Raw genomic sequence first — 14,928 nt, forward strand, 5'->3', positions numbered from 1 at the left:
CTGCGAATCGGTGCCAGACAAGGAATCACGGTCGATTCCCGCGATGCAATAGTTGGTGCGCTCCCTCAGCCCTCTCGGCTAAATGTGGGTAATTGAAAGGGTTGCCGGGGGGTGACGGGGGATCACTTGGTGCCGCCGATGCCGCGCCTGGCCTCGGTTCACCGGCATCAGGTCTTGTCAAGTTTCCCCGCGTGGCGGATCGAGGCTTCGCAAGGTCGAGTTCTTCACGTCGGAAACTGGGGCTCGGCCGCATCGACAGCCGTTTTCGCCGAAGCCGCGGCGACTGGCTTCCAGAGCGACCAAATTATCTCCAGTACGGTGTCGGCTCGAGGAGATCGCATTCGTCTTACTTGGGAGCAGGGGCCGGACCGGCCCTCTTCTAAGGATATCACGGAGCACGTCGATGCGTTTCATGGTGATCGTCAAGGCAAACCAGGATACCGAGGCCGGCAAGATGCCGACCACGGAGATGCTGGCGGCCATGGGCAGGTTCAACGAGGAGATGGCCAAGGCCGGCGTGATCGAGGCCGGCGAGGGCCTGCATCCGACGGTGAAGGGCGCCCGGGTCAGATATTCAGCGCGGTCGGAGGCAAGCGTCACCCGCGGTCCGTTCGATCTCTCCCCCGATCTGATCGCCGGCTTCTGGCTGATCAAGACTGCATCGCTCGACGAGGCTATCGCCTGGGTGAAGCGTGCGCCGTTCGACTCCGGCTCCGAGATCGAGATCCGCCAAGTGTTTTCGGCCGACGATTTTGGCGAAGCCTTCACCCCCGAACTGCGCGAGCAGGAAGAGCGCACGCGCGCCCATGCGGCGAAGAAATAGCTCTCCGCCGCCGTCATTCCGGGGGCGCGCATAGCGCCAGCCGGATCCATCGGGCGGCAGCAATAGTGGATGAATGGATTCCGGGGCTCGTGACTTCGTCGCGCACCGGAAGTGACAGCGAATAACGAGGAACTCCCATGCGATTTATGATGCTCATGATCCCGCTCGGTTACGAGAGCGCACCGCCGGACGTGCAGCTCGATCCAGAACGCGTTGCCGCGATGATGCGCTACAACGAGGCACTGAAGGATGCCGGCGTGCTGATCACGCTCGACGGCCTGCATCCGCCCTCGGTGGGCGCACGGGTCTCGTTTGCGACCGGCGTGCCTATCGTGACCGACGGGCCTTTCACTGAGGCCAAGGAGGTCCTGGGTGGTTACTGGATGATCGAGGTCGCCTCGCGCGAGGAAGCGATCGCATGGGCCAAGAAGTGTCCGGCCTCGCCGAACGAAATCATCGAGATCCGGCAGGTGCAGGAGATGAGCGACTTTCCCCCCGACGTGCAGCACGCCGCCGCCGGATTCGACGACCTGAAGAAGTAGCCACAGCGGGTCGCGATGAATCGCGGCTAGCGTCAATCGATCAACAAGGAGAGAACCGATGAGCACCGAACAGAAATTTCTCGCTGTCTATCTCGGCAGCATGACGGGTACGAAAATGGCGGCCTGGCGCGCGCTGCCCGAGGCCGAACGGAAAGCAAGGGAGCAGGAGGGCATGGCCGCCTGGCACGGCTGGGTCGAGAAGCACCAAGCCGTCATCGTCGAGATGGGCGGCCCGCTCGGCAAGACCCGCAGGATCGACGCGAGCGGCATCACCGAGGTCAGCAATGCCCTGACCGGCTTCACGGTCGTGCGGGCTGCCTCGCAAGAGGAAGCTGCCAGGCTGTTCGAGAACCATCCACATTTTGCGATCTTCCCGGGCGAGGCGATCGAAGTCATGCCCGTGCTGCCCATTCCGCAGATGTAGCTTTCGGCCGAACTTCCTTCCGGGGCCCGATACTGACGCATCGGCCCCGGCCTGACGTGGAAATACGGGTCAATGACGCCTCATCGCCGCTAGTGACCTTCACGCCCGGCTCATGTAAAAGTCGTTCACATGAGCTGGCGCAAGGAGCAACGCCGCGCCGAGCGCGGCTATCACCACGGCAATCTGAAGGAAGCCCTGTTGCAGGCCGCGCTCGGGCTGATTGCCGAGAAGGGTGCGGCCGGCTTCACCTTTGCCGATGCCGCGCGCATGGCCGGGGTCAGCGCGGCGGCGCCCTATCGGCATTTTCGTGACCGCGACGAGCTGTTGTCCTCGATTGCCCAGCGCGGCTTCGAGCAGTTCGAGGCGCGCCTGACGTCGGCCTGGGACGATGGGCGTCCCGACACGGTCACCGCGTTCGAGCGCGTCGGCAAGGCCTATCTCGCTTTCGCCCGCGAGGAGCCCGCTTTCTATAACGCGATGTTCGAGTCCGGCCTGCCGGTCGATGCCAATCCGGCGCTACAGGCCGCCAGCGAGCGCGCCTTCAACATCATTCGCGCCGCCGCGGAGCGGCTCGCGGCATTGGCGCCTCCGGGCACGCCGCGGCCGCCGGCGATGATGATGGCGCTGCACATCTGGTCGATGGCGCATGGCGTGGCCTCCTTGTTTTCCCGCGGCGATGCCGCGCGACGAAAACTGCCGATGTCGCCGGATGAACTGCTCGAAGCCGAGGTGCTGATCTATCTGCGCGGTCTCGGCTTCCCAACCGATCGCCGCTCGCAGAAGAAGGGCGCCGAGCCGCCGCCGGTCCCACCGGAGGCCTCCGGTTCAGGCGTGCCGCCCGGCGGCCCCTGGGGCAAGCCGAAATAAAATTGCGCAAATAATTCGGCGGCTGGCTTGACAAAATCGCGGGATGGTCTAGCTATGTAAATGTTATTTACATTCACAACGGCGCTGATGCCGTCATGGAGATGGAAATGGCCTACACCGCTGATGTCAATCGATGGCGCGGCCCCTCGGACCAATACCAACAGTACCAGCGTCCTCACATGCTCGAGACGCCCTGGCATCCCGGCTGGATCGCCGTGACCATCCTCGGCTTCATCATCTGGTGGCCGATCGGACTTGCCCTTCTCTTTTTCACACTCGGGAGCAGAAGAATGTCGTGCTGGAGCCACCAGGATCGCTGGCAGAACAAGATGGAGAAGATGCAGTACAGGATGGACCGCATGCGCGATCGCATGGAGCGCCGTGGCTTCGGCTTTGGCTTCGGCCCGCCGTCATCCGGCAACCGCGCCTTCGACGAATATCGCGCCGAGACGCTGCAGCGGCTCGAGGAAGAGCAGCGCGAGTTCAAGGATTTCCTGACCCGGCTGCGTCACGCCAAGGACAAGGAAGAGTTCGACCAGTTCATGGCGCAGCACAAGACGCGTCCGACCCCGCCGCCGACAGACCAGCAGCAGGGTTGACACCTCTCAAAGCCTTCAGGCGCATGCCCCCAAAGTCCTGATGGCCCCGAGCCGCCCGCCTGCGCAACCTGCAGGCGGGCGGTTTGGTTTTCGGGGAAGCGCGGCGGTCAGCCGCAACGTTCAGGTCGTGGTCGCGAGCTGCGCGCGGACCGACGCCAGGAAGTGTTCGTAGGCGTGGTCCACGATGTCGTTGAGCGATCGTGTTCGCGCGAACATCGCCTTGGCCTCGGCGAGAAACTCGTCCCGGCTCGGGATCTTCGGCAGATGCAGATGCGTCAGCGCATCGACGCCTTCGTGCGCGCGGTTGAGGATGTCGTGCAGCGTCGGCAGTTGCAGCTGGGCGAGGTCGGCCCGGCGCCGCGCCGACGAAATCGCATGCGCCAAGGTCTGCGCATCGAACCGTCCGGCAAGTTCGCGGGCCGCCCGATTGATGACCCGCGCGCCGAGCGGTTGCTCGTTGCGCAGCACCCGTTCGGGCGGCGCCTTCATGTTCCAGACGACGCCGACCCACGACAAGACCTTCAGGACGTAATAGGTCACGTCGATCTCCCACCAGCGAAAGCCTTGTCGCACGCTGCTCTGGTAGGCGTGGTGATTGTTGTGCCAGCCCTCGCCCAGGGTGAACAACGCCAGCAGCCAATTGTTGCGGGAATCATCACCCGTCACGTACCGCTTGCGTCCATGCACATGGGCGAGGGAATTGATGCAGAAGGTCGCGTGATAGACCAGCACCGTGCTCCAGAGGAAGCCGACGACCAGACCTGACCAGCCCGCCACCAGGAAGCAGAGCGCTGCAAGCACAAAGGCCGGCAGCAGCTCGAGCCGATGCAGCCACATCAGCTCCGGATAAGCGGCGAAATCGGCGATCTTCACGAGGTCGGTGGCGTCGTGCTGCCGGGAAAAAATCCAGCCGAGATGGCTGTAGAGGAAGCCGCGGTGACGCGGCGAGTGCACGTCGGTTTCGGTATCGGAATGCAGGTGATGGTGCCGATGCTTGGCCGCCCACCACAACACGCTCTTCTGCGCGCTGCTCTGCGCGAGGCAGGCCAGGATGAACTGAAACACTCGGCCGGTCGCAAACGCCCGATGTGAGAAGTAGCGGTGGTAGCCGGCTCCGATCGCAAACATCCGCACGCAATACAGTAAGACGCAGATCACGAGGGCCTGCCAATCGACGCCTGACCAGATCGCTGCAACGCAGCCGAGATGGACCAGCAGAAACGGCAGGGCGGAGGGATACATGATGTCGTCATGCTGGTCGTCGGCGGCGGTGTTGGGCGACATGTTTTCAGAGTGACCTTGACGGAAGAGAATGCGTTTCGCTCCGGCGGCGCCAAAGTCGGCCGCCTGTGAAAAACCCCGCTGATGGCGTGCCACCGCGGGGTCGCGAACGAGATGCTTTGCCGGTACATTCGGCCAAAGCAGTCGGCCGAAGCTCGACGAACATATGGTCCTGAATGCCTGCTATGCAAGCACGTAGTCTCACGGAAACGGCGCGGAGCGCACGCCAGGTCGGGCGCAGCGGCCAATCGCCGAGGATTTCGACCATGCCACCGGCATGATGATCGGCGCCAATGTGGCGATCGGCGGAGGTCACAAGCCTTTCAGAGCATCAGCATCAGCATCGGCACGGCGTCAGGCGGCCCGCCGGTGGCTCTCGCCGCCACGATGTGGCGTGACCGGCTCCGAACTGGTCTGGCCTGGCGCGTCCAGCACCGCGACGTGATGCCGATACACCATTTCCCAGCCCTTCCATCCCGTGAACAGGAGGATGCCGACGACGATGAGCGACAGCACCACGCCCCACGGCTTGACCGCAGCTTCAGTGCCTTGCGCGTAGCGGAGATAGAAGTTCACCAGCGCCAGCACGACCGCCGCGAGATTGCCGACCATGTGGTACCAGGCATCATTCAGGCGTCGGATCCGGGGCTCGCTCAAGAAGTCCGTAAAGCCGGCCGCAGCAGCAACGAGCGCCATGACGATGCCGGCTCCGATCAGCCAGATCGCGGCGCGCGCCCAGAAAGTATCGCCGGTTCCGATGAACGCCAGATCGGCGATGGGCGCGCCGACCAGGAACGCGACGGGGAATGGAATCAGCATGGGGTGCAGAGGGTGGTCGCCGACCGCGGCGGTCGTTTTGGGGTTGATGCTCATGGAAAACCTCGCAAAAATGAATTTCTGGGACAACTTTTCCGGGCGAGAGCTGGTTCCTGCAGGCACGGGACGGAGGAGGCGGAACTCCCGTGTCCCGACGCCGCGGACCCTGCCTGCCTCCATCCCCCTGCGTTGCCTGCGTTTCCCGTAGCCAAACTCGCTGGCGGTAACCCGGCATTAACCAACGCCGGGCTCTGGTAATTGCGGACAGTCGCGCCCGAAGCCGTGTCGAAGCCCATAGTTTTGACATCTTGGCGGGGAATGCAGGCGACCGGCTTTGGAAGAGCCTTTGGACGAGCCCTGCACCCCAAAAAGACAAGGCTTTGAGCGGGCTTGCCAGCCGCGCCGGTTCTAGCGCGGCTGTTGGGGAACACCGGCAGCCATTTGCTGGCCGAAGGACGTCAGGTAACGATCGCCTTGAGAGGATACTGCTTATGAATCCGGCCGACGTGGCTCAGTCAGCCCTTCCGGTTGCTGCCTCCGCCGACGTGTCGCTGATTGCGCTGTTCTGGCAGGCTCACTGGATCGTGAAGGCGGTGATGCTGGGACTTCTGTCCTGTTCGGTCTGGGTCTGGGCGATCGCCATCGACAAGATCTTTCTTTACGCGCGCACGCGGCGCTCGATGGACCGATTTGAGCAGGCCTTCTGGTCCGGCGAATCGATCGAGGAGCTCTATCGCACGCTCTCGGCCAAGCCGACCCATTCCATGGCGGCCTGTTTCGTCGCGGCGATGCGCGAATGGAAGCGTTCCTTCGAGAGCCATGCCCGCTCGGTCGCGGGCCTCCAGATGCGCATCGACAAGGTGATGAACGTGTCGATCGCGCGCGAGGTCGAGCGGCTGGAACGCCGGCTCTTGGTGCTCGCGACGGTCGGCTCCGCCGGCCCCTTCGTCGGCCTGTTCGGCACGGTCTGGGGCATCATGTCGAGCTTCCAGTCGATCGCGGCGTCGAAAAATACCTCTCTGGCGGTGGTGGCTCCCGGTATTGCGGAGGCGCTGTTTGCGACCGCCGTCGGCCTTATCGCCGCCATTCCTGCCACTATTTTCTACAATAAGTTCACCTCCGAGGTGAACCGGCAGGCCCAGCGGCTCGAGGGCTTCGCGGATGAATTTTCCGCCATCCTGTCGCGTCAGATCGACGAGCGGGGCTGACCGACGGCATGTATAGTGTGAAGGGCAAATTGGGCACCAGACCATGGGCATGAACGTCGCGAGTTCGTCCGGAGGCGGCGGGCGCCGCAGCCGGCGCAAGCCGGTCATGGCCGAGATCAACGTCACTCCCATGGTCGACGTCATGCTGGTGCTGCTCATCATCTTCATGGTGTCGGCACCACTGCTCACCGTCGGCGTGCCGCTCGATCTGCCGCAGACCCAGGCGAAAAGCCTCGAGCAGAACGACCAGAAGCCGATCCAGATGTCAGTCGACATCAAGGGCAAGGTGTTCATCAACGACGCCGAGATCGCGATCAACGAGCTGGTGCCGAAGCTCAAGGCGATCACGGACGCCCGCGGAGGGCTTGAGGAACGCATCTATCTGCGCGCCGACAAGAAGGCCGATTACGGAACGGTTGCCAGGGTGATGGGCCTGTTGTCCGGCGCGGGCTTCAAGAAGCTGGCGCTCGTCACGGAAGCGGATCAGGGGTAGGCCGTGAAGGTGAAGGTCGACAAGACACTCGTTGCGTCGATTGCTCTCCACGTCCTCGTGCTGGGATGGGGGCTCGTCACCTTTAGCAGCAAGGCCTATGTGGCGCCGGAAGAGTCGCTTCCGATCGACATCATCTCCTCGGATCAGCTCGCGAAGATGATGGCAGGGCAGAAGACCGGCGACAAGGACAAGCCGAAGCCGAAGGTGGAGAAGATCGCGGAGCCCAAGCCCGAGGAAGACGCTGTCGGCAAGGTCACCGAGAAGAAAGAGCTGATCAAGACCAACTCGACGCCCGAGCCGCCGCCAAAACCCGTCGAGAAGCCGGTCGAAAAGAAGCCCGAGCCGCCGAAGCCCGTTGCCGAGGCAAAGCCGAAGGAAGAGCCGAAGCCGCAGGAAAAGAAGCCTGATCCGGCCAAGGAAGATCCGATCGCCGAGCTCCAGAAGAAGCTGGAGACCAAGAAGCCGCCGCCAAAGCCGGTTGAGCAAAAGGTCGCGGCGGTGCAGCCCCTGCAGCAGCCGAAGCCCAAGGAGCGCACCTTCGATCCCGCCCAGATCCAGCGCGACCTCGACAAGCGCGCTGCCACCCGGCACGAGCTCGCCGGCTCGACGTTGAACGCGTCGGCCTCGCTAGGAGCGGCGACGGGGACGGCCGCCAACAACGTCGCGACCTGGCGTGGTGCATTCCAAGGCGCAGTCAAGCGCTGCTTCACGCCGACCTATAACGGGCAGGATGCCGAGCAGTATGAGGCCGACATCGACATTCCCATGAAGATCGATGGATCGCTCGCCTCCGAGCCGATCGTCGTCGCGGTGAGGGGACCGTCGCGGTCGATCGCCCAGGCGGTGGCGGAGAGCGCCAAGCGCGCCATCGTGCAGTGTCAGGTCTACTCGTTCATGCCGAAGCAGCAGTACGAGAGCTGGAAGCTCATTCCCATGACTTTCGGCCTGAAAGATATGTTGTGACATCCGAACAAAAGAATTTTGCAATGAATGACGTCCGATCGATGAACCGCCGCCGCTTCATGACCCTGACCGGATCGACGCTCGCGATGCTCGGGGGCGGCCGGGCCTTCGCGCAGGGCCAGGAGCCCCGCCTTCGCATCGATCCCACGGCGTTCCAGCCGATCCCGATCGCGGTCACCAACTTCGTGCCGGGCTCGCCGTCGGACGGCGACGTCGGCAACGGCGTCACGCAGGTCATCACCAACAATTTGAAGCGCTCGGGCCTGTTCGCGCCAATCGACCAGGCCGCCTTCATCGAGCGCATCAGCAACATCGACGTCGCGCCGCAATTCCAGAACTGGAAGACCATCAACGCGCAGGCCCTCGTCACCGGCCGCATGACGCGGCAGCCCGACGGAAGGCTCAAGGCCGAATTCCGCCTGTGGGACGTCGTCTCCGGCCAACAGCTCGCCGGCCAGCAATATTTCACCTCGCCGGAATATTGGCGCCGCATCGCCCACATCATCTCCGATCAGATCTACGAGCGGATGACTGGCGAGAAGGGCTATTTCGACAGCCGCGTGGTGTTCGTGGACGAAACCGGGCCGAAGGAGCGCCGCGTCAAGCGACTTGCGATGATGGATCAGGACGGCGCCAATGTCCGCTACCTGACCCGCGGCTCCGACCTCGTGCTGACGCCGCGGTTCTCGCCCAACTCGCAAGAGATCACCTACATGGAGTTCGGCCAGGGCGATCCGAAGGTCTATCTCTTCAACATCGAGACCGGCCAGCGCGAGATCGTCGGCAATTTCCCCGGCATGACCTTTGCGCCGCGCTTCTCGCCGGACGGCCAGCGCGTCATCATGAGCCTGCAGCAGGGCGGCAATTCCAACCTGTTCGTGATGGATCTGCGCTCGCGCTCGACCACGCGCCTCACCGACACGCCGGCGATCGACACTTCTCCTTCTTATTCTCCAGATGGCAGCCGGATCTGCTTCGAGTCCGATCGCGGCGGCAGGTCGCAGATCTATGTGATGGCGGCGGGCGGCGGACAGGCGCAGCGCATCTCCTTCTCCAAGGACGACACCAACGCCAGCTATTCGACACCTGTGTGGTCGCCGAAGGGCGATTACATCGCCTTCACCAGGCAAGGCGGCGGGCAGTTCGCGATTGGCGTCATGAAGCCGGACGGCTCCGGCGAGCGGCTGCTCACCTCGGGCTTCCACAACGAAGGCCCTACCTTCTCGCCGAACGGCCGCGTGCTGATGTTCTTTCGCGACCCCGGCGGCAACAGCGGACCGTCGCTGTACAGCGTCGACATTTCGGGGCGCAACGAGCTGAAGGTGCCGACGCCGGGCTTCGCCTCAGACCCGGCGTGGTCGCCGCTATTGTCTTCGACGGCGGGCCAATAAAGAGTTACGCGGTCAGACGCGCAACGTTGTCGAAAAAGCGCGCAGATTTTTCGGCTTCGCGGAGGAAAGCAAGCTTTCCTTCACCTTGCGCTCGGCAAGGCTTGCCTAGCAGCTTGAAATATCAGCAGAAATAGGTTCGCCATTGCCGAAAAACAACTCCACTTTAACGATGTTCCCTCAGAAAGGCTTCATCTGGGTTGAGTAAAACTACGCGCCAAACAGGACGCGCGTACAGATACAGATGCAGTTCGCAAGCCAGAGCGGAGAACCTGAGGAGCAGGCCTCGCCGACGATTTCGGCGGCGCTGACCGATTCGCTGTTCGAGGCTCCTGGCACGGTGCTTACCGGCATCATCTTCTCGGCGTTCGCGGCATCCTTGACGGCGCTGAAGACGGGACAGACGCTGATTTGGGGATTTGTTCCTCTTCTCATTCTCGCAGGAGCTATACGGGCCTTCGATTTGAGCCGGTACCAGGCCCGAAAATCGGTCCTGAGCGCGGAACAAGCGGCAAATCTGCAAATGCGCTACCAAGTCGGAGCGCTCATCCAGGCCGTCGTGATTGGTCTATGGTGCTCCACGACGCTGCTGAGCAATGACGACGCCATCGCTCACATGATTGCCCTCTCGGTCACCACCGGAATCGTGGCCGGAGGAGCGGGGAGAGCTTACGGACGGCAGTCGATATTCCGTCTGCAAGCCACCTTGATATTCGGCCCGGCTGTGGTCGCGCTGGCGCTGCGCGGCACGCCCTATTACGTGGCAATGTCCGTCGTGTGCGCCGCGTTCCTGCTCTCGGTCATGCGGCTCTCCGGCAATCTGCACAAGATATTCCTGCGCGCGGTTATCGCACGCGAGCGCGAGGCTGCGCTCGCCGGCCAGTTCGACACGGCCCTCAACAACATGCCGCACGGGCTCTGCATGTTTCGCATCGACGGCCAACTCGCGGTGATGAACCACCGCTTTGGCGCGATGATGGACCTGCCCGACAATCTCGCCCAGAACGGCACGAGCGTGCGCGGCGTCGTCGCCGCATGCGTCGAAGCGGGATCGATATCGGCCGCGAGCGGCGACCTGATTATTGCCGACATCGAAACCGCGCGGGCGAACGAAATCATCACCACCGACCCCGATCCGCGAAGGAACCGTTCGCTGTCATGGACCGTCCAACCAATGGCTGATGGCGGTGCGGTGGTGCTGCTCGAGGACATCACCGAGCGGCGCAACGCCGAGGCCAGGATCAGCCATCTGGCCCGCTACGATGACCTCACAGCGCTGCCGAACCGTGTCAATTTTCGCGACGAGATCGAGCGGTTGCTCGCCGTCGCGCGGAATTCAGCGCGTCTATCCGCTCTGCTGTTCGTTGATCTTGACCAGTTCAAGCAAGTCAACGATACGCTGGGCCATCCCTGCGGTGACCAGCTCCTGTGCGCGGTGGCCAACCGTCTGCGCGAGATGCTGCGCCCCGAGGATTTCGTCGCCCGTTTCGGCGGCGACGAGTTCGTCGTGTTCCAGCAGAACCTCTCCTCGCCCGAGGACGCAGCTGCGCTGGCCCGCCGTATCGTCGAGCGGCTGAGCGAGCGCTATCGCATCGACAACCATCTGGTCGAGATCGGCGCCAGCGTCGGCATCGCACTGACCTCGCCGGATGGCACCAGCGCCGATACGCTGCTCAAGAACGCCGACATGGCGCTGTACCGCGCCAAGGCCGACGGCCGCGGCACCTTCTGCTTCTTCCGCGACGAGATGGCGGCGACCGTCGAGGCCCGCCGCATCCTCGAGCTCGACCTGCGCAAGGCGCTCGCTCACGAGGAGTTCGAGCTGTTCTATCAGCCGCTGGTCAATCTGAAATCCGGCAAGATCACCACCTGCGAGGCGCTGCTGCGCTGGAATCATCCGGTGCGCGGCACGGTCTCGCCGGTCGACATCATCCCGGTTGCCGAAGACATGGGCCTGATCGTCGATCTCGGCCGCTGGATCCTGCGCCGCGCCTGCATGGAATGCGCGAAGTGGCCGGAGGGCGTCAGCGTCGCCGTCAACTTCTCGCCGCAGCAATTCCACCAGCGGGACGTGCTGAGCGAAATCCGCTACGCGCTCGAAGTGTCGGGCCTGCCGGCGCATCGGCTGGAGATCGAGATCACCGAGTCCTCGCTGCTGCGCAACACCCAGCTCACGCACGACATCCTGTCGCAACTGCATGCGCTCGGCGTGCGCATCTCGCTCGACGATTTCGGTACCGGCTACTCCAGCCTCAGCTATCTGCACAATTTCCCGATGCAGAAGGTGAAGATCGACCGCTCCTTCCTGGAGGGCATCGACGCCGACCGGCCGCTGACGCTTTTGCGCGGCGTGGCAAGACTGTCGGCGGACCTCGGCATGTCCGTCGTGGTCGAGGGAATCGAGACCAACGAGCAGCTCGAGCTGATCAGTGCCGACGGTACGGTGACCGAGGGACAGGGTTATCTGTTCAGCCGGCCGGTACCGGCGGTGCGGGTGCGCCAATTGCTCAATGCCTCGCACGGCATTCGCGGCGGCAAGGATCAGGTGGTCGCCGTATCGCGATCGATCGCCTGACTTCCAGTTCTCAAGATCCCTTCGTTTCCGCTCGTTCAGCATCACCGTAGTCGTACGGGGTTAACCGTATCCGATTCAAGTCTTTGCAATTCCGTTAATGAACCATTAATCTCTACTTACTCGCAGAGGTTGTTCGGAGCGTAGAGATTGCAGATGAAGTCCGGGGCCGAACCGCAGACGGCGCTCCTTCCGCGCGGAGCCGCGCTGTTCGATCGCATCGACTATCGCCTCCTCGAAACGCCGGAGGACAATGAAACCCTGTATCGGATGCGCTACCGCGCCTATCTGCAAGCAGGACTGATTCCACCGTCCGAGTCCCAGCGCGTAACTGACCGTTTTGATAGCGCGCCCAACGTTTGGAATTTCGGCGTCTACGTCGCAGACGAGCTTTGCGCTGCCGTGCGCATCCACGTTCTGACCTCCGAATGGCGGATGTCCTACACCACGGAGGTGTTCGGCGACGTCCTGCATCCTCGCCTGGACGGGGGCGAGGTTTTTGTCGATCCGTGTCGATTTGTTGCCGATCCCGAAATGCAGCAGCGGTTCCCTGAACTGCCCTATCTGACGGTGCGGCTGCCTTTCGTAGCTTGCGAGCATTTCAATGCCGACGTCGGACTTTCGATGGTGCGGACCGATCATCAGGCGTTCTACCGCCGCGTGTTCCTGTCCGAGACTCTCACTGAGCCGCGTTCATTTCCGGGCTGGCCGACGAAGAAAGCCGTCCTGATGGCCTCGAATTATCCCAAGGTCCGGGAAAAGATCCTGACGCGTTTCCCAATCATGCGCTCGAGCGCGTTTGAGCGGCGGATGCTATTTGAACGTGGCACCCACCGGATCGCGGCATCCAGGCCGGTTCTTGTTGCCGGCGCTGTGGCCGCCCAGGCCTGATCCCTCCGCCTCGTTTGTGGTTTCATGTGGTTTCAGCCGCTGGCAGCGGGGTTCTATCCTGGTGCAAGCGCGCGTTCTGGTCATGAACACCGCTTGCCTTCACCCTTGCGCCACATTTACAACCCATTAACCATGACGGGTGCTTTTCGCTGGTTGGGGGCATTTGATCGGCTGAGGCAAGGTTCCGTCAAGGTTGACGGAACGTTCGCTTAACCAACCCCCTGTAGACCGGACAGCAGTGGACTAACGCGAGCGTGGAGGCTCCGGAATGAAACATCCTATGCGTATCCTCCAGGGATTGAAGCTGGTCGCGGTGCTTGCCGTCGCGCTGTCGATGGGCGCCTGCGCCAACAAGAATGCTGCGACGGATGCGATGGCCAACGCGGCGACGCCGGGCAGCCAGCAGGACTTCGTCGTCAACGTGGGTGACCGCGTGTTCTTCGAAAGCGACCAGACCGATCTGACCCCGCAGGCGATCGTGACCCTGGAGAAGCAGGCGCAGTGGCTGCAGACCTATCCGCGCTACAGCTTCACCATCGAAGGTCATGCCGACGAGCGCGGCACCCGCGAATACAACATCGCGCTCGGCGCCCGCAGAGCCCAGTCGGTACGTTCGTTCCTCGCCTCGCGCGGCATCGATCCGAACCGCATGCGCACGATCTCCTACGGCAAGGAGCGGCCGGTGGCCGTCTGTAACGACATCTCCTGCTGGTCGCAGAACCGGCGCGCCGTCACCGTCTTGAACGCGAGCTCCTGACGCTTCAGTCAGGTGCCGTTCAGCTTCAGAACTCGATTATGCCGGCGCCCTCTCGGGCGCCGGTTTCGTTTCAGCATTCTGTGACGGAAACCCCTTGGTACCAGTCACATTTTTGGCGTACTCCACTTCAATGTGTGGCGCGTCGAATGTTCCGTTGCAGGCCATTTCGCTTTTGTCGTCAGGGCAAGATGTCATCCAGATTTAAGGTCTTTACCGGCACCGCGGCGATTGCCGCGCTGCTCTCTTTGTGCTCGCCCGCACTTGCGCAGTCGGTCTTCGCGCAGTCGGATGATGCCGACCCCGAGATGCGGATCGAGCGGCTGGAGAACCAGCTGCGCCAGCTCACCGGCCAGAACGAGCAGCTGCAATATCGCAACCGCCAGCTCGAGGAGCGGCTGCGGGCGCTCGAAAGCGGCGCGCAAGCCCCGCCCGGACAGGCGCCCAGCGTCGCGGCGATGCCGCCTGCCCAGATCGCACCCAGCCAAGTCGCGCCGGGCTATCGCCAGCAGCAGCCGCAACAACCGGCCGTGCAGCCGAATTACGAGCTGCCGCAGATCGCTGCTCCCGCGCCGATCGTTCAGGAGCAGCCGGCGCCTGGCGCACCGGGCACGCGCCGCCGCGGCGATGCCTTCGATCCAAACCAGAGCCCGAACGCGCCCGGTGCGCCACGTGCGCTCGGCGGTGGGCAGCAGCCTATGCCGGCAGGAGCACCGGGCGGACGCGGTGCCGGCGAGCCGCTCGATCTTGCCAACACCAGCCCCCGTTATCAGCAGCAGGCCGCTCCCCCGGCCGCCCAGCCCGGCTATCCGCCGGCCCAATCCGGCTATCCCGCGCCATCAGGCGGCGCTGGCCTGACGACGCTGCCGCCCTCGGCAACACCGCGCGACGAGTTCGACCTCGGCATCGGCTACATGCAGCGCAAGGACTATGCGCTCGCCGAGCAGACCATGAAGAATTTTGCGCAGAAATATCCGAGCGACCCGCTGCTCGGCGATGCGCAATACTGGCTCGGCGAGAGCTACTTCCAGCGCCAGCAATATCGCGATTCCGCGGAAGCCTTCCTCGCCGTCACAACCAAATACGAAAAATCGGCTAAGGCGCCGGATGCCCTGCTGCGGCTCGGCCAGTCGCTCGCCGCGCTGAAGGAGAAGGAGGCCGCCTGCGCCGCCTTCGGCGAGGTCGGCCGCAAATATCCGCGCGCCTCGGCCGGTGTCAAAGCCGCGGTCGATCGTGAGCAGAAGCGGGTGAAGTGCTGACGCCTGGCGTTTGAGTCCTGACAATGCGGATGGTGCTGCGCTAAACAT

15 protein-coding genes are annotated in these 14,928 nt (G+C 63.2%); 13 read left to right on the top strand and 2 right to left on the bottom strand.

Features of this window, described 5'->3' with window-relative positions:
• The first annotated feature begins 403 nt into the window (after positions 1-403).
• The 5 genes from IVA78_RS13915 to IVA78_RS13935 all read left to right on the top strand — a co-directional run bounded on the left by IVA78_RS13915 (position 404) and on the right by IVA78_RS13935 (position 3,255).
• The gene (locus IVA78_RS13915; protein WP_247465864.1) at positions 404-823 is read left to right on the top strand and encodes a YciI family protein; all 420 of its coding nucleotides are present in this window, start codon (positions 404-406) and stop codon (positions 821-823) included.
• Positions 824-960: 137 nt separating this feature from the next.
• Complete coding sequence (locus IVA78_RS13920) at positions 961-1,365, top strand: YciI family protein (protein ID WP_247465867.1); 405 nt, start codon at positions 961-963, stop codon at positions 1,363-1,365.
• Between the two features lie 58 nt (positions 1,366-1,423).
• Entirely contained in the window at positions 1,424-1,789 is a 366-nt protein-coding gene (locus IVA78_RS13925) for a hypothetical protein (protein WP_247280205.1), read from the top strand.
• A gap of 129 nt (positions 1,790-1,918) precedes the next feature.
• Positions 1,919-2,656, top strand: a complete 738-nt coding sequence (locus IVA78_RS13930) for a TetR/AcrR family transcriptional regulator (RefSeq protein ID WP_247465871.1) — start codon at positions 1,919-1,921, stop codon at positions 2,654-2,656.
• 107 nt (positions 2,657-2,763) lie between these two features.
• On the top strand, positions 2,764-3,255 hold the full coding sequence (locus IVA78_RS13935; RefSeq protein ID WP_247280203.1) for a DUF2852 domain-containing protein: 492 nt from the start codon (positions 2,764-2,766) through the stop codon (positions 3,253-3,255).
• Between the two features lie 120 nt (positions 3,256-3,375).
• Here the strand turns inward: IVA78_RS13935 and IVA78_RS13940 are convergent, their stop codons facing one another.
• Both IVA78_RS13940 and IVA78_RS13945 read right to left on the bottom strand, forming a co-directional pair.
• Positions 3,376-4,539, bottom strand: coding sequence for an acyl-CoA desaturase (locus IVA78_RS13940; RefSeq protein ID WP_247465873.1), 1,164 nt, complete (start codon positions 4,537-4,539; stop codon positions 3,376-3,378).
• 351 nt (positions 4,540-4,890) lie between these two features.
• The gene (locus IVA78_RS13945; protein WP_247465876.1) at positions 4,891-5,409 is read right to left on the bottom strand and encodes a DUF2231 domain-containing protein; all 519 of its coding nucleotides are present in this window, start codon (positions 5,407-5,409) and stop codon (positions 4,891-4,893) included.
• A 434-nt stretch (positions 5,410-5,843) separates the two neighbouring features.
• Here IVA78_RS13945 and tolQ point away from each other — a divergent pair, with 434 nt between their 5' ends.
• From tolQ to ybgF, 8 genes are all read left to right on the top strand, one after another.
• Complete coding sequence (tolQ, locus tag IVA78_RS13950; RefSeq protein WP_028180156.1) at positions 5,844-6,560, top strand: protein TolQ; 717 nt, start codon at positions 5,844-5,846, stop codon at positions 6,558-6,560.
• Positions 6,561-6,603: 43 nt separating this feature from the next.
• Positions 6,604-7,053 (top strand): protein TolR, encoded by a 450-nt coding sequence (tolR, locus tag IVA78_RS13955; RefSeq protein WP_028173005.1) that lies wholly within the window; start codon positions 6,604-6,606, stop codon positions 7,051-7,053.
• 3 nt (positions 7,054-7,056) lie between these two features.
• Positions 7,057-8,016 (top strand): protein TolA, encoded by a 960-nt coding sequence (locus IVA78_RS13960; RefSeq protein ID WP_247465879.1) that lies wholly within the window; start codon positions 7,057-7,059, stop codon positions 8,014-8,016.
• Positions 8,017-8,039: 23 nt separating this feature from the next.
• Positions 8,040-9,407 (top strand): Tol-Pal system beta propeller repeat protein TolB, encoded by a 1,368-nt coding sequence (gene tolB, locus IVA78_RS13965; protein WP_247465881.1) that lies wholly within the window; start codon positions 8,040-8,042, stop codon positions 9,405-9,407.
• Between the two features lie 241 nt (positions 9,408-9,648).
• Positions 9,649-11,979: an EAL domain-containing protein gene (locus tag IVA78_RS13970; protein WP_247465884.1), complete on the top strand. Its 2,331-nt coding sequence runs from the start codon at positions 9,649-9,651 to the stop codon at positions 11,977-11,979.
• A 153-nt stretch (positions 11,980-12,132) separates the two neighbouring features.
• Complete coding sequence (locus IVA78_RS13975; protein ID WP_247466485.1) at positions 12,133-12,867, top strand: hypothetical protein; 735 nt, start codon at positions 12,133-12,135, stop codon at positions 12,865-12,867.
• A 268-nt stretch (positions 12,868-13,135) separates the two neighbouring features.
• Positions 13,136-13,624 carry a peptidoglycan-associated lipoprotein Pal gene (gene pal / locus IVA78_RS13980; RefSeq protein ID WP_035704649.1) on the top strand — a complete coding sequence of 163 codons (489 nt, stop codon included), beginning with the start codon at positions 13,136-13,138 and terminating at the stop codon, positions 13,622-13,624.
• Between the two features lie 188 nt (positions 13,625-13,812).
• The gene (gene ybgF, locus IVA78_RS13985; RefSeq protein WP_247465887.1) at positions 13,813-14,880 is read left to right on the top strand and encodes a tol-pal system protein YbgF; all 1,068 of its coding nucleotides are present in this window, start codon (positions 13,813-13,815) and stop codon (positions 14,878-14,880) included.
• Positions 14,881-14,928 lie beyond the last annotated feature (48 nt).

Source organism: Bradyrhizobium sp. 137 (assembly GCF_023074095.1).
Classification (GTDB): domain Bacteria; phylum Pseudomonadota; class Alphaproteobacteria; order Rhizobiales; family Xanthobacteraceae; genus Bradyrhizobium.

Excerpts from the sequence above, each read along its gene's own strand:
- pal (WP_035704649.1), top strand. The coding sequence starts at position 13,136 with ATGAAACATCCTATGCGTATCCTCCAGGGATTGAAGCTGGTCGCGGTG.
- IVA78_RS13935 (WP_247280203.1), top strand. The coding sequence starts at position 2,764 with ATGGCCTACACCGCTGATGTCAATCGATGGCGCGGCCCCTCGGACCAA.
- tolR (WP_028173005.1), top strand. The coding sequence starts at position 6,604 with ATGGGCATGAACGTCGCGAGTTCGTCCGGAGGCGGCGGGCGCCGCAGC.
- tolB (WP_247465881.1), top strand. The coding sequence starts at position 8,040 with ATGAATGACGTCCGATCGATGAACCGCCGCCGCTTCATGACCCTGACC.
- tolQ (WP_028180156.1), top strand. The coding sequence starts at position 5,844 with ATGAATCCGGCCGACGTGGCTCAGTCAGCCCTTCCGGTTGCTGCCTCC.
- IVA78_RS13925 (WP_247280205.1), top strand. The coding sequence starts at position 1,424 with ATGAGCACCGAACAGAAATTTCTCGCTGTCTATCTCGGCAGCATGACG.
- IVA78_RS13940 (WP_247465873.1), bottom strand. The coding sequence starts at position 4,539 with ATGTCGCCCAACACCGCCGCCGACGACCAGCATGACGACATCATGTAT.
- IVA78_RS13920 (WP_247465867.1), top strand. The coding sequence starts at position 961 with ATGCGATTTATGATGCTCATGATCCCGCTCGGTTACGAGAGCGCACCG.
- ybgF (WP_247465887.1), top strand. The coding sequence starts at position 13,813 with ATGTCATCCAGATTTAAGGTCTTTACCGGCACCGCGGCGATTGCCGCG.
- IVA78_RS13975 (WP_247466485.1), top strand. The coding sequence starts at position 12,133 with ATGAAGTCCGGGGCCGAACCGCAGACGGCGCTCCTTCCGCGCGGAGCC.
- IVA78_RS13930 (WP_247465871.1), top strand. The coding sequence starts at position 1,919 with ATGAGCTGGCGCAAGGAGCAACGCCGCGCCGAGCGCGGCTATCACCAC.
- IVA78_RS13915 (WP_247465864.1), top strand. The coding sequence starts at position 404 with ATGCGTTTCATGGTGATCGTCAAGGCAAACCAGGATACCGAGGCCGGC.
- IVA78_RS13945 (WP_247465876.1), bottom strand. The coding sequence starts at position 5,409 with ATGAGCATCAACCCCAAAACGACCGCCGCGGTCGGCGACCACCCTCTG.
- IVA78_RS13970 (WP_247465884.1), top strand. The coding sequence starts at position 9,649 with ATGCAGTTCGCAAGCCAGAGCGGAGAACCTGAGGAGCAGGCCTCGCCG.